At 69.7% G+C, this 19,763-nt stretch carries 17 protein-coding genes; 8 read left to right on the top strand and 9 right to left on the bottom strand.

Annotated elements, in window-relative coordinates; all coding sequences use genetic code 11:
* Window positions 1–5: 5 nt before the first annotated feature.
* The 6 genes from IPK71_01435 to IPK71_01410 all read left to right on the top strand — a co-directional run bounded on the left by IPK71_01435 (window position 6) and on the right by IPK71_01410 (window position 8,198).
* Window positions 6–770 (top strand): hypothetical protein, encoded by a 765-nt coding sequence (locus IPK71_01435; protein MBK8212386.1) that lies wholly within the window; start codon window positions 6–8, stop codon window positions 768–770.
* Complete coding sequence (locus IPK71_01430; GenBank protein ID MBK8212385.1) at window positions 767–1,282, top strand: Hpt domain-containing protein; 516 nt, start codon at window positions 767–769, stop codon at window positions 1,280–1,282. The genes IPK71_01435 and IPK71_01430 overlap by 4 nt, the downstream gene beginning before the upstream one ends.
* On the top strand, window positions 1,279–2,796 hold the full coding sequence (locus IPK71_01425) for a hypothetical protein (protein ID MBK8212384.1): 1,518 nt from the start codon (window positions 1,279–1,281) through the stop codon (window positions 2,794–2,796). The genes IPK71_01430 and IPK71_01425 overlap by 4 nt, the downstream gene beginning before the upstream one ends.
* Complete coding sequence (gene rimI / locus IPK71_01420) at window positions 2,793–3,266, top strand: ribosomal protein S18-alanine N-acetyltransferase (protein ID MBK8212383.1); 474 nt, start codon at window positions 2,793–2,795, stop codon at window positions 3,264–3,266. Before IPK71_01425 ends, rimI begins: the two co-directional genes overlap by 4 nt.
* A gap of 810 nt (window positions 3,267–4,076) precedes the next feature.
* Window positions 4,077–6,875 (top strand): hypothetical protein, encoded by a 2,799-nt coding sequence (locus IPK71_01415; protein MBK8212382.1) that lies wholly within the window; start codon window positions 4,077–4,079, stop codon window positions 6,873–6,875.
* Between the two features lie 129 nt (window positions 6,876–7,004).
* Window positions 7,005–8,198, top strand: a complete 1,194-nt coding sequence (locus tag IPK71_01410; GenBank protein ID MBK8212381.1) for a PrsW family intramembrane metalloprotease — start codon at window positions 7,005–7,007, stop codon at window positions 8,196–8,198.
* Between the two features lie 90 nt (window positions 8,199–8,288).
* Here IPK71_01410 and IPK71_01405 read toward each other — a convergent pair whose 3' ends face one another.
* The 5 genes from IPK71_01405 to IPK71_01385 all read right to left on the bottom strand — a co-directional run bounded on the left by IPK71_01405 (window position 8,289) and on the right by IPK71_01385 (window position 13,955).
* Window positions 8,289–9,383, bottom strand: a complete 1,095-nt coding sequence (locus tag IPK71_01405) for a hypothetical protein (GenBank protein MBK8212380.1) — start codon at window positions 9,381–9,383, stop codon at window positions 8,289–8,291.
* Window positions 9,384–9,415: 32 nt separating this feature from the next.
* Window positions 9,416–10,165: a CPBP family intramembrane metalloprotease gene (locus IPK71_01400; GenBank protein MBK8212379.1), complete on the bottom strand. Its 750-nt coding sequence runs from the start codon at window positions 10,163–10,165 to the stop codon at window positions 9,416–9,418.
* Window positions 10,166–10,253: 88 nt separating this feature from the next.
* Window positions 10,254–12,164: a serine/threonine protein kinase gene (locus IPK71_01395; GenBank protein MBK8212378.1), complete on the bottom strand. Its 1,911-nt coding sequence runs from the start codon at window positions 12,162–12,164 to the stop codon at window positions 10,254–10,256.
* A gap of 96 nt (window positions 12,165–12,260) precedes the next feature.
* The gene (locus tag IPK71_01390; GenBank protein ID MBK8212377.1) at window positions 12,261–13,373 is read right to left on the bottom strand and encodes an FHA domain-containing protein; all 1,113 of its coding nucleotides are present in this window, start codon (window positions 13,371–13,373) and stop codon (window positions 12,261–12,263) included.
* A gap of 51 nt (window positions 13,374–13,424) precedes the next feature.
* The gene (locus IPK71_01385; protein ID MBK8212376.1) at window positions 13,425–13,955 is read right to left on the bottom strand and encodes a hypothetical protein; all 531 of its coding nucleotides are present in this window, start codon (window positions 13,953–13,955) and stop codon (window positions 13,425–13,427) included.
* Window positions 13,956–14,164: 209 nt separating this feature from the next.
* On the opposite strand from IPK71_01385, the gene IPK71_01380 reads away from it, so the two are divergent.
* Window positions 14,165–14,926: a methyltransferase domain-containing protein gene (locus IPK71_01380; protein ID MBK8212375.1), complete on the top strand. Its 762-nt coding sequence runs from the start codon at window positions 14,165–14,167 to the stop codon at window positions 14,924–14,926.
* A 131-nt stretch (window positions 14,927–15,057) separates the two neighbouring features.
* Here IPK71_01380 and IPK71_01375 read toward each other — a convergent pair whose 3' ends face one another.
* Window positions 15,058–15,786, bottom strand: coding sequence for a hypothetical protein (locus tag IPK71_01375; protein MBK8212374.1), 729 nt, complete (start codon window positions 15,784–15,786; stop codon window positions 15,058–15,060).
* 538 nt (window positions 15,787–16,324) lie between these two features.
* Between IPK71_01375 and IPK71_01370 the strand changes: the two genes are divergently transcribed.
* On the top strand, window positions 16,325–16,882 hold the full coding sequence (locus IPK71_01370) for a Uma2 family endonuclease (protein MBK8212373.1): 558 nt from the start codon (window positions 16,325–16,327) through the stop codon (window positions 16,880–16,882).
* A 65-nt stretch (window positions 16,883–16,947) separates the two neighbouring features.
* Here IPK71_01370 and IPK71_01365 read toward each other — a convergent pair whose 3' ends face one another.
* From IPK71_01365 to IPK71_01355, 3 genes are all read right to left on the bottom strand, one after another.
* Window positions 16,948–17,523, bottom strand: a complete 576-nt coding sequence (locus IPK71_01365; GenBank protein MBK8212372.1) for a GNAT family N-acetyltransferase — start codon at window positions 17,521–17,523, stop codon at window positions 16,948–16,950.
* Window positions 17,524–17,564: 41 nt separating this feature from the next.
* Entirely contained in the window at window positions 17,565–18,587 is a 1,023-nt protein-coding gene (locus IPK71_01360) for a DUF4388 domain-containing protein (GenBank protein ID MBK8212371.1), read from the bottom strand.
* A gap of 283 nt (window positions 18,588–18,870) precedes the next feature.
* Window positions 18,871–19,686: a dienelactone hydrolase family protein gene (locus IPK71_01355; GenBank protein ID MBK8212370.1), complete on the bottom strand. Its 816-nt coding sequence runs from the start codon at window positions 19,684–19,686 to the stop codon at window positions 18,871–18,873.
* Window positions 19,687–19,763 lie beyond the last annotated feature (77 nt).

Below are 19,763 nucleotides of genomic sequence, written 5' to 3'. Positions count from 1 at the left end.
CGATCATGGCCGAGAAACCGAAACGCCGACTGTTCGGCCTCCTGAGGCCTGGAAAAACCGACCGAGCGTCGAGCACGGCCGCCGATGCGGGGGCCCTCTGGTCCGTGCACGCGCGCGCCCAGGCGAGCACGCGCGAGTCGGGCGAGGCCGCACAACGCATCGCCTCGAACATCGCCAAACAACGCGGCGCGCTCGACTCGATCGGAGACCGTGCACGGGCCGTGTCGGCGCGCGCACAAGACCTCGGCACGAGCTTCTCGCGCGTGGTCGACTCGTTCGAGAAGCTCTCTCTCGTGGCGCTCAACACCGGGCTCGAAGGGGCGCGGCTCGGCGAGCAGGTCGGGCAGTCTCTCCAGCTCGTCTCCGAGGAGGTGCGGCTCTCGGCCGCGCGCGGCGCCGAGAGCGCCCGTGAGCTCTCGGCCGCGCTCACCGAGGTCTCGACCGAGCTCGCGCAGGTCACGTCGAGCCTCGATCGTGCCCGTGAGGCCGCGGCCGAGGTCGCCCAAGAGGCGGGGCGCGTCGGGGCCTCGTCGTCCGACACGGAGCGCGCGCTCGGTGAGCTCGGAGACCGAATGAAGCGCGCGACGGGCTCGGATCCCGAGACAGCGAAGGCCCTCGCCGACGCGGTCGAACATGGGCGCGCGTTCGTCACGGCCCTCGGAGCGCTCGGCGAGAAGGTGCCGAAGAGTATCTTGATGGGCGTCCTCCGGCCCGTGCTCGAGCCGCTCGCCAAGTGGGTCGGCGACGAAGAGGGCGGGGAAGAGGCGTGACGACGAGCGACCCGGAGCTCCTGCGGCTCTTGGTCATCGAGCTCGAGCGTCACGCGCTCTCGCTCGAGGGCACCCCTACGCCCGAAGAGACCCGGCGCGCGATCCACGCCATGAAAGGGGCTGCCGGTCTCGCCGGAGAGGCCGAGCTCGCGGGGGCGCTCCAGAGGCTCGAGCGGCGTCATGCGCGGGGAGACGCTTCGGCACGGGCCGAGGCCGCGTCCCTCGTCCGTCGGGCCACCTCGAGGCTCCGCGAAGGCAAAGCGGCGCTCGAGTCCCCCTGGCCCGTGCCCCCCATGGATCTCGAGCCCGGAGAGGTGCCGAGCGATATTCGTGCAGAGTACATGCTCAGCATGAAAGAGCGGCTCGAGCAGCTCGATCTCTCGCTCCGCGACGACGACACGGCGGCCGCGGCCGAGAGCATCTACCGCCACCTCCACACCATGAAGGGGCTGCGAGCGCCGTCGGAGACGAGGTCACGACGTGGTTCTGCCACGGCCTCGAAGGCCGCATGAAGCAGGCCATCGGCGGGGAGCGATCGCTCGAGGAGGGGCTCGCCGAGGTCGGGCGCCACCGGGCCACGCTCTCGGCGCTGCTCGACGATCCGCGCGGTACGCTCGACGTGCTCAAGTCACGGGGCACGCGGCCCGAGCCACGCCCCCGAGGCACCACGCGCCCCGCCGAAGACGACCGCGACGCCGACACCATCCGCATCGATCGGAGCTCGGTCGACACGCTCCTCGACGGGTTCTCCGTGGTCGGAGCCGTGCGTGACGGCATCGGCGCGAGGGCCACGGCCGACGCGCGCCAGGCCCGGGAGCTGCGCCGTCTTCGCGGCGATCTCGCCGACGCCCTTCGGCTGATCGGTCCGCCTCGCCCTTGGGGGGCTCCTGCGGCCGCGCTCCGTCGCATCGAGAGGGTGGCCGTCGGGCTCGCGCGAGCCGCCGACGATCTCGAGCGGCGTGGTGCAGACGGGCGAGAGGCCGACGTGGACCTTCGAGACCTGACGCAGGCTGCGCGAAAAGAGCTCTTGTCCATGCGCCAGACGCCCGTACGCGACCTCTTCGCCAAGGTCGCGGCGGTGATCACCTCCGAGGCACGTCGCGCGGGGCGCGACGTGCAGGTCGTGCAGCAAGGCGCCGACGAGATGGTCGACCGCAAGCTCGTCGAGCGCCTGCTCGATCCATGTTTGCATCTTGCACGCAATGCGATCGCCCACGGCATCGAGCCCGCCGAGGCCCGCGAAGCGCTCGGGAAGCCCGCCGTCGCCACGGTCACCCTCTCCGCGCGGCGTGCGGCGAGCCGGCTCACGGTGGCCGTAGGCGACGACGGCGCCGGCGTCGACGTCGCAGCTCTCCGCGAGCGGGCCCTCGCCTCGCGTGCCATCAGCCCGCAGCTCGCCGAGGTCGCCGACGACGACACCTTGCTCGCGCTGCTCTTTCTCCCTGGCTTCTCCACGAAGGACAACGCCGACGTGCTCGCGGGCCGTGGCATCGGGCTCGACATCGCGCTCTCGTCGGTCGAGCGCCTCGGGGGCTCGCTCCGCGTCGAGAGCCGGCGTGGCTTCGGCTTCGAGGCGCGCATCGACGTGCCCGTCGAGTCGGGGCTCGAGAGCGTGCTGTGGGTCACCGCGCAGGGGATCACGCACGCCATCCCGTCGGCGCACGTGCTCTCCGTCCGTCAAGCCTCCGAGAAACGTGGCGTGCGGGCGCCCCACCTCGGGGCGTGCCTCGAGCCGGGGCCGTCCGAGCCCTACGCGTTCGTCGCCGAGCTCGAGGCGGGCGGCGCCGAGCCCATGCCGTTCTTCGTCGGCGTCGACGCCGTGAGCGGCCCCCACGAAGTGCTCGTGCGCCCGGTTGGCGGCGTCGTGGTGGCGATGGGGCCGTACGCGGGCGCGGTGGTGCTGGGCGACGGCGCGACCCACCTCGTGCTCGACGTGGTCGCGCTCGCCCCTCGCGTTCGGGCGCTGGGCCGGGTCGCCGATGGCCTTCAAAAGAGCGATCCCCCTCGGAGATCGTCGCCCCCGTGAACGTCGCGCTCGCGACGCCCGCCGATGTGGACGCGGCCGCGCGGATATTGCACGACGCGCGGCTCTTCTCGGGAGATCTCGCCGCGTGCGTCGCGAGCCTCCACGACGATCTCGCGCGGCCGATCGCGCGTGTCACGGTGGCGAAGGTGCCGACCGGAGAGGTCGTCGGCGTGCTCGTCGCGTGGGCCGTGGCCGACGAGGTTACCCTGATGGACGTCGCGGTCGCGCCCTCGGCGAGGCGCCGTGGGGCCGGTCGCGCCCTCGTCGAAGAGCTGCTCGTATTCGCCCGCGAGAGGGACGCGCGTCTCGTCGTCCTCGAGGTGCGGAAGGGCAACGTCGCGGCCATCGCGCTCTACGAGCGCCTCGGCTTCGAGGCGATCGGGGTTCGCCGCGGCTACTACGACGACGGCGAGGACGCGGTCGACATGCACGCCCACGTGCAGGCTGCCGATGCCAACCTTGCGAAATGATTTGGTGGAACAATTTGGTTTGAAAATCGACATGGCAGCCTTGACGACCGAGCGGTCGTGGATCAGGCTTCGTCAGGTCCTGAAGTCATCTTCCTCCCTGGAGACGAGGCCGCCCCTCGACGGCGGCCCGGTTCGAGCCATGTTCCCCTCGCGTACGAAAGAAGTCCGTTGCCTCTGGTCGGTCCCGCGCTCGAGCGTCACGCTCGGCGGCGATCGCGATCGGGGCGTGGAGTCGGCGCGCGAACGGCTCGATTCCAGAAGCCTCGCGCACGCGCACTGAGGCGCGCCCCGCTGCCCATGTGTGGGGTGGTGCTCGCCGCGCACCCTCGCACGTCGGTCGGCGCGTCCTTCCGTCGAAGCGCTCCGGTGCGGTCTCGGCCCTTCCTTGGGGCCGAAGCGGCCGGGGCTCCGCTTGGCTCGGGAGGCGTCGAAGGTTCGCGCAGCTCGGCCCGAAGGTCGGCACGTCGGCGACGGCGCTGGCCGGTAATTCAAACGCGATAGATTTGGAAAATCATTCGCGATAACTCGGCGGCTTCGTGCGCGCCGACGTCGCCGTCATCGGCGCCGGAGGACCGTCACCGGGTATCCGCGAAGGCGGTCCTCCTGCGCCCCCGTTCCATGTCGTCCGAGCGGCCACAGCCGAACGGATCCATTGCCTCGTGATGCGACTGGTGTCGCAGCGCCACTGTCCATGGCGTGAGACGGATTCGATCTCCGTACGAGGCGCCCCGCTCTTCCGCCGGCCGCCCGTCGCCCGTCCCCCTTCTTTTCGTAGGGTGGTGCCGGCAGGCTGCGATACCGTTCCATCCCATGCGCTCTGCCGGAAAGGTGCTCGTCGCTGCGGTCCTCGTGCTCGCGCTCGGGGGCTCGCGAGCCGCCCACGCCGACGCGGCCCCCACCCCTCTTTCGCGGGGCCTCGCCGAGCTCGAGGCTTCGACCTACGACGCCGCCGAAAAATCCCTCTCGGCGATCAAGGGCGCCGACGAAGCCATGGCGAAGGCTGGCCTCGCCGAGCTCGCGTTCGTGCGCGGCAACTACGCCGAGGCCGAGAGGCTCGCAGGTCAGGTCGGCGGATCCGCCGCGGCGAAGGCCAAAGCGACCCTCGTCCGCGCCAAGGTGCTCGAGGCCACGGGCCGCCGGGGCGACGGCATTCGCTTGCTCGAGGCGCAGAAGGGCGCGCCGGGGGCCGAAGGCCGCAAAATCCGCCTCTTGCTCGGGGAGCTGCTCTTGGCCAAGGGCAAGCGGAACGAGGCCGAGCCGGTGCTGATGACCATCATCGGCGACTACAACTCGGGCGCGATCACCAACACCGACGCCGAAGGCCTGGCCCTCGCCGGCCGCGCGGCGCACCTCCTCCGTGTCCCGAAGGACGCGAACACCCTCTTCAACGAGAGCGAACGCGCCGACAAGAAGCGCGTCGACACGCTGCTCGCGCGCGCCGAGCTCTTCCTCGAGAAGTACGATCCGGGGCACGCCGAAGAGGTGCTCCGCGAGGCCCTCGCGCTCTCGCCGAAGCGACCGGACCTGCTCGTGGCGATGGCCCGCGTGAAGCTCGACCAGACCGTCGACTTCGACGCGGCCGAGAAGCTCGTGACCGAGGCGCTCTCCGTGAACCCGAAGCACACGGGGGCGTTCGCCGTGCGCGCAGGGATCGCCCTCCGCGACATGGAAATCTCTGCGGCCGAGGCCGCGATCAAGGCCGGGCTCGCGGTCGACCCCGAGAACACCGAGCTCTTGTCCCTGTGGGCCGCGGCGCGCTTCCTCGACGACGATCCGGCCGGCTTCGAGGCGAAGAAGCGCGAGGTGCTCGCGAAGAACCCCGAATACTCCGAGTTTTACAGCATCGTCGCCGAGTACGCCGAGTGGGAGCACCGGTACGACGACATCGTGAAGCTCATGGGCGAGGCCACGAAGCTCGACCCCGACGACGTGAAGGCCTGGGCGAACCTCGGGCTCACGGCGATGCGAAACGGCGACGAGGCCGGCGGTCTCGCGGCGATCCAGACGGCGTGGAAGAAGGACCACTACAACGTCCGCGTCTTCAACACTCTGAACCTCTACGAGCAGACCATCCCCCAGAGGTACGAGTCGGCCGACTCGGGGCGCTTCAAGATACGCTACCCCAAAGAAGAGAAGGCCGTGCTCGAGCGGTACGTGCCGCGGCTCGCCGGGGAGGCGTGGGCGAGCATGAAGGCGCGCTACGGGTTCGTGCCGAAAAACCCAGTGCATCTCGAGCTTTACGAGGGGAGACAGCCCTTCAGTATTCGCACGAGCGGCCTCCCGAACATCGGTATCCAGGGGGTGTGCTTCGGGCGCGTGGTCGCCGCGATGAGCCCGAAGAGCGAGCCCTTCAACTGGGGCAACGTGGTGTGGCACGAGCTCGGTCACGTGTTCGCGATCCAGCAGTCGAAGAACCACGTGCCGCGCTGGTTCACCGAGGGCCTCTCCGAGTACGAGACCATCGCGCGGAGGCCCGAGTGGCAGCGCGAGCTCGACCCGGAGCTCTTTCTCGCCATCAAGAAGAACAGGCTCCCCGGCGCGGTCGCGATGAACCGCGCGTTCACGCACGCCACGAACGGGGCGGACGTCTCGGTCGCGTACTACGCGTCGAGCCAGATGCTCGTGTACACGGTCGAGTCGTTCGGGATGCCCAAGGTGGCCAAGGCGCTCGAGCTCTGGGGCGCCGGGAAACGCACGCCCGAGGTCATCCAGCAGGCCTTCGGGATCTCGGCGGACGAGTACGACAAGCAGTTCCGCGCGTGGGCCATGGCGCGCATGTCCAGGTACCAGAAGCAGTACGTCTTCGACGACCGCCCGCCCGCGCTCGACGAGGCCGAGGCCAAGGTCCGCGCCAAGCCGAACGACGCGCAGGCCCTCGCCGAGCTCGCGTTCGCCCAGTTCGTCGCCCACAAAAAGGAGGCCAAGGCCACCCTCGAGGCGGCGCTCAAGGCCGACCCGAAGAACGCCGACGCGAACTACCTCGCGGCGAAGGCGGGCGCCAAGGATCCGGCCGAGGTGGAGCGGCGCGCGCGTGCGTTGCTCGACGGGGGACACGACGGGTACGACACCCGCATGCTCCTCGCGGACGTGGCCGAAGCCAAGAAAGACAAGGCGGCCATGCGGCACGCCCTCGAGAGCGCGCACAGGCTCGACGCGAGCCGCCCCGATCCCGTGAAGGGGCTCCTCGAGCTCGCGATCGACGACAAACGCGAAGGTGACGTGCTCCCGCTCGTGCGAAAGCTCGCCATGCTCGAGCAGCACGACCCTCGTGTGTGGCAGGTCTACACCGCCAAGCTCGTCGAGGCGAAGGCGTGGGACGAGCTCGTGACCGCGGGCGAGTCGGCGGTGTTCGTCGACGTGGGGCACGCGGCCGTGCACCTCGACTACGCGCGTGGGCTGCTCGAGAAGGGGCGCGTCGCCGACGCCGATTTCGAGGTCGAGAGCGCGCGCCTCACGAAGCCCGGGCCGAAGGTCATGGCCGCGGTCGAGGTCATGACGGCGCGCGTCCGGCTCGCCCAAAAGAAGAAGGCCGAGGCTCAGAAGGCCAAGGCCGAAGCCCAAAAACTCGACCCCGAGAACGCCGACGCGAAGGCGCTCGAGATCCCGTAGGATCGACCCATCATGGCCGGATATCCGATGCACCCCGGGGGACGCCCGGGCTACCCCCAACAAGGGTATGGACCGCAGGGGCAGTACTCGCCGCAGCAGCAGGGCTATCCGCCCCCGCAGCCGCCGCCCATGAAAAAAGCGGACCCGGAGCGCTCGCGAAAGATCGCGGGCATCGTGCTCTACGTGCTCGGCATGCTCATCGGCGGGGTGTTGCTCTTCGCCATGTTCCTGATCCCGCCGCTCTTCTCGAAGGACCCGGGCCTCGAGTACTACGCGATGGGGACGGGCGCCGTGCTCGCGCTGCCGCCGCTCGTCATCTACTTGTGGGTCCCGTGGGTGGTCGACCGGTACGACCCCGAGCCGGTGTGGGCGCTCACGATGTGCCTTTTGTGGGGTGGCATCGCGGCGTGCGGCTTCTCGGCGTTGATCAACACGGTCGTCGGAGGCATCGCCGCCGGTATCGCGGGGCCCGAGGCCGGGGACGTGGTCGGCGCGTGCATCAGCGCGCCCGTCGTCGAAGAGTTCGCCAAGGCGCTCGCGGTGTTCGGCGTGTTCTATTTCGCCCGGCGTGAGTTCGACGGCATCGTCGACGGCATCGTGTACGCCACGTTCGCCGCGCTCGGGTTCGCCGCGATCGAGAACATCATCTACTATGGGCGCGCCGCGAAGGCCGAGCTCGCCATGGGCCACGACGGCGCGCTCGCCGCCACGTTCGTCATTCGTGGTGTGCTCGCCCCGTGGGGCCACCCGCTCTACACGTCGATGACGGGCATCGGCTTCGGCATCGCGCGCGAGACCGAGAAGGGCTGGGTGAAGTGGTTCGCGCCCTTCGCCGGCTACTGCGGGGCGGTGTTCCTGCACTGCGTGTGGAACACGTCGGCCACGCTGTCGAACATGCTCCCGCTCTTGATGTTGCCCTTGTGGTTCCTCTTCGTCATCGCGTTCTTTGGCCTTCTTTTGTGGCTCGTGATGCGAAAGGGGAAGATCATCCGCTCGAACTTGGAGGACGAGGTCTTGCTCGGCAACCTCACGCCGCAGGAGCTCTTGCTCGTGACGTCCCCCATCGCGCACATCAAGGCCACGTTCTCGTGGGGCGGCGCACCGGGCCGGCGTTTCGTGGACGCGGCGGCTCGCCTCGCGCTCTCGAAATGGCACACCGGCCGCGCCACCCGCGCGCGCAAGGCGACCATCAGCGCCGACTTCGTCGTCCCGCTCCGGCAAGACCTCGCGAAGTACCGTGGCGAGATGTCCCAGTCGCTGCGTCGGCAGCTCCCCCAGCCGCAGCCGTGGAGCCCGAACCAAGGGCCCTTCCGCCGTCCGTAGCTGTCCTTCGCGCCCCGCCCGAGAAGCACAGCCGGCTGTGCCTCGAAGCACCGCCGGCTGTGCTTTTTGGGTGAGGCGATGCGGCGCGTCTCAGCGGTACGAGAACGCCGTCGCCGATACGCTCCAAGACCCTTCGGGGGCGATCTTGGCGATGGAGAAGTCGAACGTGTGGCGCCCCTTCGTGCTCCCCTCGAGGAGGTGCTCGGTGGGAGGCGTCACGGAGCCCGGGCACCAGTTGGCGCGGGAGGCGCGCACGCTTGCTTGGGCGCCACAGGGGTTCTCGGCGCAGTAGTCGAGGTCGAGCCCGTTGCCCTTGTAGTGCTTCACGGTGCAGAGGGTGCGGCAGTCGTTTCGCCAGGGCGTGAGCGCGGTCTTCGCCCCGCCGTCGAACCCGATCGTGTGCTCGCGCTTGCAGAACTCGTCGGCCGGTTGCCTGCATTCTGCACCTTGTTCGATCTGCCCGCCGTGCCCCGTCACGCGGTAGCGCACCTTGGTCTCCGAGGAGCCTTCGGGGACGTCGAAAGGGATCGAGCGAGAGGGCGCGGCGGCCTTGACGCTCTCGTACACGAGCGGCGTCACGGCAAGGACCTCGCGCGGCGCGGGCCCGTACGTGCGCTCGATGCGTGCCGTCACGAACCACGAGCCGTTCGACCCCGACACCTTCCCCGCTCCGTCGGAGTAGGTGGTGATGCGGACGCGCAGCTCGCGCGGGCCGTCGAGGCCGTTCCATATGTCGGTCACGTCCTCTTCGACGTGCAGGGGGCCGCCGAAGGGCGTGATGGCGCGCACGAGCTCGAGGCCGGGGGCGTCGGGTTTGCTCGGGTCGAAGAGGGCCGTCTCGAAGTTGCGATCGAACGCGTCGCACGAGGCCGGCCAGTTGTGCCCTGGAGGCGGCGGCTCGTCCTTCCATTTGTCGAACGGGAAACACGGCGACTCGAGATCGAGCACGAGGAGCACCTTCTCGTACTTGCCGTCGAGAGAGACGTTGCCCTTCGTGACGTGGAAGTCGGCCTCCTCGGCCTTCGAGCCGATGCGCGCGCGCGTAATAGGTGTATCTTGCACCTTCGTGCCCGGGGCCGGGCCGGCGTCGGCGAGCGGGGGCTCTGCGGGGGCAGGTCCCGAGGACGTGCCACACGCGGTCGCGAGGAGGAGCGCCGTCGGGAGGGAGAGGGCGAGGCGTCGCATCGGTCTCATCGTACGCGCGTTTCGGCGCACGTTCACCGGAAGACGAGCACCCAGATGTCGTACACGGCGTGGGTCCACACGGCGGCCGCGAACCCGCGCGTCGCGTAGACGAGCGTCAGCGCGAGGCCGAGGAACATCCGGAACGCGAACGAGGCCATCTTGAACGAGTCTCCGAGGGGGCCCACGTAGTGGAAGCCGCTGAAGATCGCCGACGCCACGACGGCCCACCCGAGCATCACGCCCACCGAGGAGAGGCTCAAGGTGCCCTTGCCCGGCTCGACGAGCGACACCTTCTCGTTCGAGAACATGAAGACGAGCAGCTTGGCGCCGGCGCCGTAGAGCACCACCCGGAACGCGAGCTCCTCGTAGAACCCCGCGCCGAGGGACATGACGAACCCGACGAAGCGCGTCTCTTCGTGGATGTTGCCCGCGAAGACGCGCTGCATGAGCGCGCCGGCCGCGAGGCGCATGAGCACCGCGTAGAGCACGCCCTCGAAGGCGATCTGCGCGAACTTCCAGGGCTCGAACGCATGTCCCCGCCCGAGGAACGCGAACACCCCCGCGAACACGATGCCGATGGCGAGCGTGATCCCGACGTACGACGACGTGCTCCCGTCGGCCAGGCGGAAGAGGTGGCTCGTCACCATGTCCGTCGCGTTCTTCACGTCGAGGAAGATCACGGACAGGTGGTAGATGACGAAGATGGGCAGCGTGAGGCCCAGGTCGACCCACGCCCCGGGCTTGTCGGAGATCTTCTCCGCGTCGTTGGCCACGGCGTTCATCGATCGAGGACTTTGGCACGCCGTGCGCGCCGCGGCCCACTTCCTTGCAGTGGCCAACCTGCCGAAAGGTTTGAGGTTTCGAGCCTCGTCAGGGGATGACGTCGAGATCCCGGATGGCGCGCACGGTCACGCCGTCCACCGTGGTCTCGAAGACGAGGTCGAGCGTGCCGAGCGCCTTGGGGGCCGTGGCGCGGGCTCGTATGTTCGCGGGGTCGGTGCTCGTGATCGATACGGTCACCTCCGCCTTCGGATCGTGGGTGGGCGCGAGCGAGATGCGGGCGGCGCCGATCTTCGCTTTGGCTCCCGCGCTGCCCGGCACGACCCGGCAGAAGAGCTCGATGGCGTTCCCGGCCTTGATGACACGCGGTGCCTCGAAGACGAGCCTCGGGGCGCCTGTCGTGGCGCCGGGCCCCGCGGCGATCGCCTTGAGGTCGTCGTCGAGCTGCGCGGCGAGGAGCTTGGCCGAGTTGTCCGTCGGGTCGAGCGTGGTGGCCTCGCGCGCGTGGTTGCGCGCCCCGACGACGTCGCCCGACCCGCGCTCGGTCATGGCCATGGTGACGAGCTCCTGGCCCGCTTCGGAGCGAAGGCGCCGGATGTCCGAGTCCTTTGGCCACTTCTTGAGCCCAGCCGCCGTGAGCTCGTTCACGTTGTTCCCCGGCGGCGCCATGTAGTGGCCATCGCTCAGCGCCATGCGCGTGCGCTCGATGAGCTCCTTCCGCTCGTCCTCGGGGCTCGCGGCGGCGGGCTCGGGGGTCATGCGGTGCATGACGCCACCCATGATGGCGACGCCCGCCACGAACGCGCCGAGCGCGATGGCGATCTTGCCAGCCACCTTCGGGCTCGCGCTCACGGGGAGTGAGGGCTCGGGCGAAGGAGCTGGGCGGGGTGGCTCTGCGGGTGGTGGCGTCGCGTCGTCGAGGGTGGGGGCGACGAACGCTGCGCCGGAGGGGCGCACGAGCGGGGGCTCGGCCGTCTCGTGGTGCTCGTCGAAGCGATCGGCGCCGGCGATCACGAGCCCTGCCTCTCGCGCCGCGCGCACGAGCGCCGCGCCCAGCGAACGGCCGTCGGCGGGCCGCTTCTCGGGAGATTTGTCGAGGCACGCCATTACGAGGTTGCACACGGGCATGGGGAGGCCCTCGCACCCCGGGAGGCTCGCGAGAGGAGGAGGGAGCTCGTGGACGTGCTTCAAGAGCAGGCCCACCGTGCCCTCGGCGTCGAACGGGGTCTTGCCCGAGAGGAGCTGATAGAGCATCACGGCGAGGGAGTACACGTCGCTCGCGGGCGTGGCGGTGAGCCCCTGCGCCCCCTCCGGCGAGATGTACCTCGCCGTGCCGAACACCGCCCCCGCCGCGGTCTCCATCGACTCGTTGGGCAAGCTCGCGCGCGCGATGCCAAAATCGAGGACCTTCACGAAGTCCCGCGAGCGCCCCTCCCGCCGCGCGAGCATCACGTTCTCGGGTTTCAGATCGCGGTGCACGATCCCTTGGCGGTGCCCCTCGCCGACGGCGTCGCACATCTGGAGGACGAGCCCGATGGCCCTCTCGAGCGGGACCTTGCCTCCGCACGCCACGAGCTCTTGCTGGAGGTTTCGACCCTCCAAGAACTCCATGACGATGTACGAGGCGGGCGGAGTCGCGTTCGGGATGTCTCCTGTAAAGTACACCTCGACCACGTGAGGGTGCCGCAGGCGGCCGGCGATCTTGGCCTCGCGGTAGAAGCGCTGCACGAGCTGCGAGCGCCCGCTGAGCTCGTCGTGGAGGATCTTGACCGCGACGTCCCGCCCGGTGCCGTGTTGGTGCCCGCGGTACACCTTGCCCATCGCGCCCGCGCCGAGCACCTCGCGGAGCTCGACGTCTTTCCCGACCACCGTGCCGAGGTACGGGTCTTCTTTGCGTGGGCTCGTGAGGGCCGTGCCGTCGGCGGGGCAGAACGCGGCGTCTCCCGGGTACGTTACGCCGCAGCGTGGGCAGAGTCGCGTGGGCGGCGGGGAGGGGGCCACGTGGCGAGAATAGCCGAAGCTGGGCCCGCGTGCCGCGCTGCCGCACGCCCACTCTCGCGGCGCTTCCTGCGGCGCCGACGGGTCGCCGAGACCGGGTCAGAACCTCCGACCCGCGGGAGGCCGCTGTCCGGTGAGATCTTGGAGCAAGGATCGCAGCGCCGATCGTTTGTCCACGTCGCTCACGGCCGTCGCTCGGAGCTGCTGGACGACCTCGGCGACCAGGCCGGCGTCGGGATCACTCGTGCCCGCGCGAACCGCTTGCGCCACACGCGCAGGCAAGGTGTCGCACCCTTCGGGGGCCGCGGACGGGGCGTCGAGAGGTGCCGGATAGCGGTGCTCGCACAGCAGGTTCCACCACGGGCTCGGGTCGGTACGGGCCAGCTCCCGAAGCACCTCCCGGGCCACGACGTGCCCTCGATCGCGGAGCGCAGCGGCGCGGTGGAGCACCTCGTGGAGCGAAGGCTCGTGTGCGCTCGCCCCCAGCAAGGAGGCGTAGGGTACTGCGTCTCCACCGGCTTCGAGCCGCTCGCAGACACGCCGACACAGGACCGTGCCGGCTTCGTCCGGAGAGACGGCCACGAGGTACTGAGTCAATCGAACGTAGCGATGGCCAGGCGGTTGCTCACGATCCAGCTCGGAAAGGAGGCTTCGAAAGGCGCCCACCACGTCTCCACGGTCGAGCCCATCGAGGGCTTGAACGGCTGCAAGGGCCTCGGCGAGCGTGCGGTCGATCGGGCCCTCCGCTGCTCGACGAACCGCCGCGCGGACCTCGTGGCCGAGCGGCGACGCGCGGTAGTCTCCTCGGATGACGACCGGCTCGAGGAGCTCGAGCGCGACCTGCCGCAGCACCTCGGCCGGCGGCTCGAGCGGGAGTGGCGGCGTGCGTGCGGGGGAAGGTGTGGCGATGTCGGCGTCGAACACGAACACCACGTCTCCCGGGAGCTCGATCTCGTCGCCCGGCTGCAGGGCGACCGGCTCGAAGTCGAGGCGCTGGCCGTTCAGTCGAGTGCCGTTGGTGGAGCCTCCGTCCCACACCCACCAGGACACGCCGTTCGCCGCAGGACGAGCCTCCATGAAGGTATGCCGGGGAGCCACCTCTCCGTTGGTGATGCGGAGCTGAGCGACTTGGGAGCGCCCGATCACGAACGAGTGCGTCGGGTCCAAGGCATAGCGCTGCTCGGTCTGGCGGTTGCGAAGCGCAGCTGGCATGTCGGCTCTCTCCCCGTCGAGAGACCTACCACGACGGGCGCGCCCGTGCGCTCACTCGCGGGCAGGCTCGCTCCGCACTTCGAGCGTCGCGGAGCGGACCTGGAGGTCCTTCGCCCAGGCGACCTTGGCCGTGAGGTCATGGTGACCAGCCGGGAGCGCGAGGGAGCAGACGACGGGGATCCCGTGGATCTCGACCTCGTTCGTGGAGCTGCTCGCCGAGGTGGACTTGCCATCGAACGCGGCGCAGGTCGTCTCCCGTGCAGGGGACCCTTTGGGGACGGTGTCCGAGACCGTGATGCTCGAGGCCGCTAGCTTCTCGTAGACGGCGTCGCGCGCCGAGCGCGAGCTCCCTTGCGGCCCCGTGACGACGGTCACGTCGAGGCGAAAGTTGAGCGTACGCGGGGTCGTCAGCTCCAGAGGGACCGACGAGGCCTTCACGAGGTCGAGCTCGCCGACGCGCTCGCCTTTGGGGCCCAAATAGTGGCTCGCCAAGGCCGCGATGATGCCACCGAAGATGACGATGCCGGCGACGATGGCGCCGGCCGGGTTCTTCGACGAACGAGGGGGAGAAGGGTCAGCCACGACCTCAGGCTACCACCGAGCGAGAGGACCGCTCGACCCACGCGCTCTCCCCCATCGACGTTTCTCTCGGATCGTAGACAGACGACGAGTCGAGGATCCGCCTCTTTTCCTATTCGAGGCGCTCGCGGCAGCCTCGCGCCCTGGACGCTCCGTGGGGCGCGAAGTGCGTGGGTGACGGCGGCTCGTGGCTCGCGGTACGTTCTTTTTCCATGCGCCGCCCTGCGACTCTCGCCCTCCTCGCTCTCGTCGCCTGCTCTCGCACCGCGCCCTCGTCGGCCCCGGCCCCCGGGACGGCCTCGGTGGCCCCGGTCGCGTCCGCGGCTCCTTCGGCGCCGAGCAGCGCCGCGAGCAGCGCGACCGCCGACGCAGGCGATCCGCTCGAGGCCGAGGCGAAGCTCGCGTGGGAGAAGGACCCGCGCGTCGACATCGTCTACGTTCCGACGCCCCAGGCCGTGGTCGAGAAGATGCTCGAGGTCGCCAAGGTGCAGAAGGGCGACGTCGTGTACGACCTCGGATGTGGCGATGGTCGCATCGTCGTGGGGGCGGCGAAGCGTGGCGCTACGGCGATGGGCTTCGACATCGACCCGACGCGCGTGACCGAGGCGCGAGGGCGCGTGAAGGCGGCAGGGCTCGAGACCAGCGCGTCGATCAAGTGGGCGAACGTGTTCTCGGTCGACCTCAAGCCCGCCAACGTCGTGATGCTCTATCTCTTGCCCGAGCTGAACGTGAAGCTCATCCCGCAGCTCGAGAAGCTGCGCCCCGGCTCGCGCATCGTCTCTCACGACTTCGACATGAAGGGCGTCACCCCGGACGCGGTCGTCACCATCCAGGCCCCCGAGTTCGTGAACGGCGAGGGCTACAGCGCGTACAAGGGCGAAGGCGTGCCCGAGGACACGAAGAACTACAAGCTCCGCGCCCACACCATCTACCTCTGGACCGTTCCGCTCAAGAAGGCGGCGCAGAAGCCCTGAGTCGAGCGAGGTAGGCCCTCGCCACGGACCGCGATGTGGTGGGCGGGATGCGGCGGCGGGCCGATGAGCGGCAAGCTACGGCTGTTTGGTCGCGGGTCGACGACATCGCCGCCCGTGGCGCCCCGAGGTCGTCAGTTGCAGTTGACCTTGTCGATCATGACCGAGCACTTGCAGTCGCGCTCCTTCACCATCTTGCCGGCCTTGCATACGAGGCGCGACTTCTTGTCCGGCGTGCAGGCGAGGCCGCCTTCGTTGCCTTCGCAAGGGTCGTCGAGATCGGCGATCGTCTGCATGCACTCGAGCTTCGTGCCCATTTGCCGACAGCCGTGCATGCCCTTGCAGGTCTGCGCGAGCACCATCTTCCCCGATTTGCACACGAGCAGGTTCTTCTTGTCGGGCGTGCACGAGGCGTTGCCCTCGTTCTCCTTCGTGCACTCGTCACCCGCGCTGGCCGCGCCCAGATCACATTTGGCGCCGTTCACGTTGGCCACGCAGCCGAGTGCGCCACCGCATTTGTTGAGGAGCTTCCAGTGCGAGTTTTCGCACTTGATCATCGACTTGCGATCGCCGGAGCACTGCGGCTCGCCTTCGTTCAGGCAGGGCTCACCGACCGCGTAGCTCGTGTGGGTACAGCTGCCCGAGCCGGCGACGGTCATGCAGCCCGTGGGGCCCTCGCACGCGATGGTCTCCCACTTTCCGCCGACGCAGAGGACCCCGGTCTTCTTGTCGACGCATTGGACGTCGCCCTTCTGCTTGCAGGCCTCGCCGGGCTTGGCCTTCTTGCATCCCGCGGTGAGCACCGAGAGGGAGAGCGTGACGAGCGAGAGGACGACGATATTCCGGACTGCCGAGGAGACCATGTGCGACCTATATCCGAGGCATGGGGAGGCGCGAAGCCTCGAGATCGTCCTCGGCGCTTCCCCGGCTCGTCTCCAGGTGACATTCGCGTAACCGACCGCGAATTCGGAGGCGTACGCCCCGTCGTTGCCGGACCCCTTTCTCCCCGAGGCGCTCGCGGCTGCCGTTCGCGCGGAGGGCCAGTCGAAATTCGTCGAGAGGGAGCTCTTCGACGGCGCCGTCGACGCACGAGCCCGCATGGTGGGCGGCGAGCCCTTCGCCGAACCCGTCCAGTCGAAATACCCGAGGACGGGACCTCGGAAGGGTAGCACTCGAAGCACCACCGGCCGTGCCTGGAAGCACCACCGGCTGTGCCCGGAAGCACCGCCGGCTGTGCCTAGGTTCATCCCATGTACTATGCATGGAAGGATCGTCGTCGAGTCATTCTCCTTGCTGCTCGCCCGAGCTTCCGCGTGTTCGCGGTCCGCTCGCGGGCTTCTCACCCGCTGACCTCGAACGCTCCGATGGTTCAGCGCGAGCTCCGGTGCTACGTTTTTGCCCATGGGTGCGCCGAAGCTGGCCACATACGAAGACCTGCTTGCCTTGCCCTCGCACCACACGGGGCAGCTCGTGGGAGGCACCCTTCACTCGCACCCGCGCCCTGCCTTGCCCCACGCCCGTGCGGCCACGGGCCTTGGTGAAGAGCTGGGGCCCCCGTTCCGTCGTGGCAAGAACGGCCCCGGAGGATGGGTGATTCTCCACGAACCCGAGCTCCACTTGGGCGCGGACGTCCTGGTTCCGGACCTCGCCGGCTGGCGCCGTGAGCGGGTCGATGCGGGCTCGCTCGATGGCGCCTTCGCGACGCTGCGGCCGGACTTCTGCTGCGAAGTCCTCTCGCCGAGCACGGCGCGTCTCGATCGCGGTGAGAAGCTCGACCTCTACCGCCGCGAGGGCGTCGGGCATGTTTGGCTGGTCGACCCTGCCCTGCAGACCCTCGAAGTGCTTCGCCTCGATGGCCCCACGTATCGACTGGTCGCCACGTTCGCGGGCGACCGCAAGGTTCGGGCGGAGCCGTTCGACGCGATCGAGCTCGATCTCGGCGCGCTGTGGACGGAGTGACGACGACGCGCAGCTCTCCCTCGCACGGGGCGCGCGCCATGAGGGTGTCGCATTCGCCGATATGACTAGGTGTTTTGGGCGGGGGCTTTACGACCCTCGGCGACCGCGTCCATCACGAGGAGGTCCTCGGGTGAGGCTCCGGCGAAGAGGGCTCTCCTCCTCACCCCCACCTTGCCGAACCCGGCGCGCTCGAAGGCGCGGATGGCTTGCTCGTCGGTCGTGCGCACGCGGAGCTCGACGCTCGCGAGCCCGAGCGCGTCGAACGCGTAGTCGAGCACGAGCTTCGTGGCCGCCGAGCCGAGGCCCGTGCCCCACGTGTCGCGCTCGCCGAGCACGATCGTGTAGGTGGCCGTGCGGTGGCGCTCGTCGACGTTCGAGAGCATGGCGAAGCCGATCGGGCGCGGGGCCTTCGAGTCGTAGATGGTCTCGTAGATGGTGAACGCGTGTGTCCCGGGGCGCGCAGCCTCGCGGAAGAGGCGAGGCTCCCCGTGGCCTTCGACGCCGGCGTGAGGCGCGCGCATGGCGCGGGATGCGAGCTCGAGATCGCGCTCCCAGGCCTCGTAGGTCGACGCGAGGCGTTGCCGCAAAGGACCGATGGCGACGAGCTCGCCCTCGAGGAAGATCGGGATGGTCTCGACCATGACCCACGAGACTATCAAGGGCGCGAGCGCCTCGCGTGCCTTCAGCGCGCGGGAACGGTCGGCAGCGTGCTGCGAAACGGCGGCCGCGCGCCCTTCACGGCGAGATCCCCGAAGAGCAGTGAGGCGAAGCGCTTGCCCACGCGCGCCGCCTCGGAGGCCGCGAACGTGTCACGCGCGACGGTGAGCACGGTGTTCTTGGTCGTGGGGCACGTCGCGCCAAAAATGGTGAGCGGCGCGACCCGGAGCTCGAACGCCGCGGACGAGGGCCCAGCCCGGAGCGCGGCGATGGCGTTCCCGTGCATGGCGCAATCGATTCTCCCGCCGGCCACGTGGAGCCCGTGGGGATCGTGCTGGCCGTGCACGTAGAGGGCGATCCGCCCCTCGAGCAGCGCGCGCCGGTCGGTGAGCTTTCGAAGCGCACGCTCGCACGCCTCGACGAGCGCGCGTTCGACCATGAAGAACCTCGTGGTCCCGTCGACCTCGGGCACCTTCGGGGCGCTTCGAAGGGCCGCGAGCTCGGCCCCCACGTCGCGCGTGGGGTCGGAGTCCGAGTCGAACACCGGCATGGGCGGAAGGCTCGCAGCCGACCGGAACGCCTCGGCCGGTACCGCGCGCGTGGCCCTGGGGAGCTCCGTGGTCTCCGGGGTGCGGGCCTCCGTGCGCACGCGGCCGCTCTCTCGCAGCGGGCGGGCTCCACCGAGGCGCGGGGTCTCGAGGTCGTCGCGCGCGGCGTCGAGGGTGGAGACCTCGGTGGTGCGGAGGAGGCCCTCGGGCGCCTCGAGCATCGCCACGACGGCGGGTTTGCCCACGAGCGCCCCGAACCGCGCGCGGACGATCGCGCCCGCGGCCATCACGATCTCTCCGCGCTCGGGCCCGTCGAGCACGAGGGCCACGGTGCTGCGCTTCCGCGCGTAGAGACGCAAAAGGTCCTCGAGGGTGACGTCGTGGATGGCGGCGAACGAGCCCGCGCGCACGGGAGGCTCGGAGACTCGCTCGGCGCGCGCGAGCCTCGTGCCGCTCGATCGGAACGCGCCGTCCTCGTCGTGGGTCTCCTCCGGGGTCACGGCGAGCGCTCCGCGTGTCCGAGGCGCCAACGCACCGCCACGTCGGTCCAGAGGCCGCGCGGGGAGGTCGTGCTCGGTCGTTCGGTTCGTCGTCCCATGTCCCACGCGGCTCGGCGGGCCCCGAGAGAGCCGCCCCGCGGCGCGTGTCGTACTATGGAAATGCGCCTCACGCCAAAGGCGGGCGTGACGTTCGCGCGACGCGCCGTAGAGCCGCGGAACGACCGGGTTTTTGGGCGTCGACGGCACGGTGCGTCAACGTGGGAGGACCGCTACGCGGCGCGTGTCAGCTCGGCTTCAGGCGCTCCGTGAGGAACGAAAGTGTCCGCTCGAGCGCCTCGCGCGTGGGCTCGCCCGGTCGATCGACGAGGTGCACGGTGAGCACGCTGTGCGCCGGCTTCGGGGCATCTTGGCGCGCGTGCTTCGGGTCGATCTCGATGCCCTCGAAGGCGTCGCCGAGCTCGGCGCGGAGCCGCTCGAACCGCGCGGCCGGGCACATGGGATCTCCGTGGAACCTCAGGCCGAGCACCTTGGCGCCGTCGTCGCGGATGCGCTCGTGCACGCCGCGCATGCCCTCGGGCGAGACGTGGAGCCCGCGCGATAGGCGCGCCCCGAGCGCGACGGGCAGCGAAGGTTGCGAGAGCACGGGCGCGATGACCTTGGTGTCGAGCATCATGCCGAGCGCGAAATTCCCCGTGAGGCACATGCCGATGGCGCCGACTCCCGGGCCACCGCGCTCCGCGTGGGCGTGCCGCGCGAGGGCACGGAGCCAGTCGACGATGGGGCTCGAGGCGTCGGCCGCGAGCAAGGAGAACTCGCGGCTCACACACGCCCGAGCGAGCGTGCCGAGCGTGGCGCCCGTGGTGTATCCGCGGTTCGGTGTGCCGAAGAGCTGCGGCATGTACACCGCGAAGCCGTGGTCGGCGACCGCGCTCGCGAGCTTCGCGACCTCGGGGGTGATCCCGGGCACCTCGGCCATGACGATGACGGCGGGCCCTTCGCCGCGGAGGTACACGTCGCGCGTCTTCGTGACGTCGGGGCCGACGTCGAAGGTGAGGGACGTACGTTCGAAGCCCGTGATCTCGTACTCGGGGGTCGGCATCGAGGCGGATTTTATGCACGCCTTCGCGGCGAAAGCTCGGACAATGGTCGAGCGAGAGCGAGAGCGAGCAAAGGTGC

The sequence above is a fragment of the Myxococcales bacterium genome (genome assembly GCA_016712525.1).
Classification (GTDB): Bacteria; Myxococcota_A; Polyangia; order Polyangiales; family Polyangiaceae; genus JAAFHV01.
The sequence above is the reverse complement of the archived record's forward strand: the minus strand, read 5'-3'. Positions and strand labels throughout refer to the sequence as shown.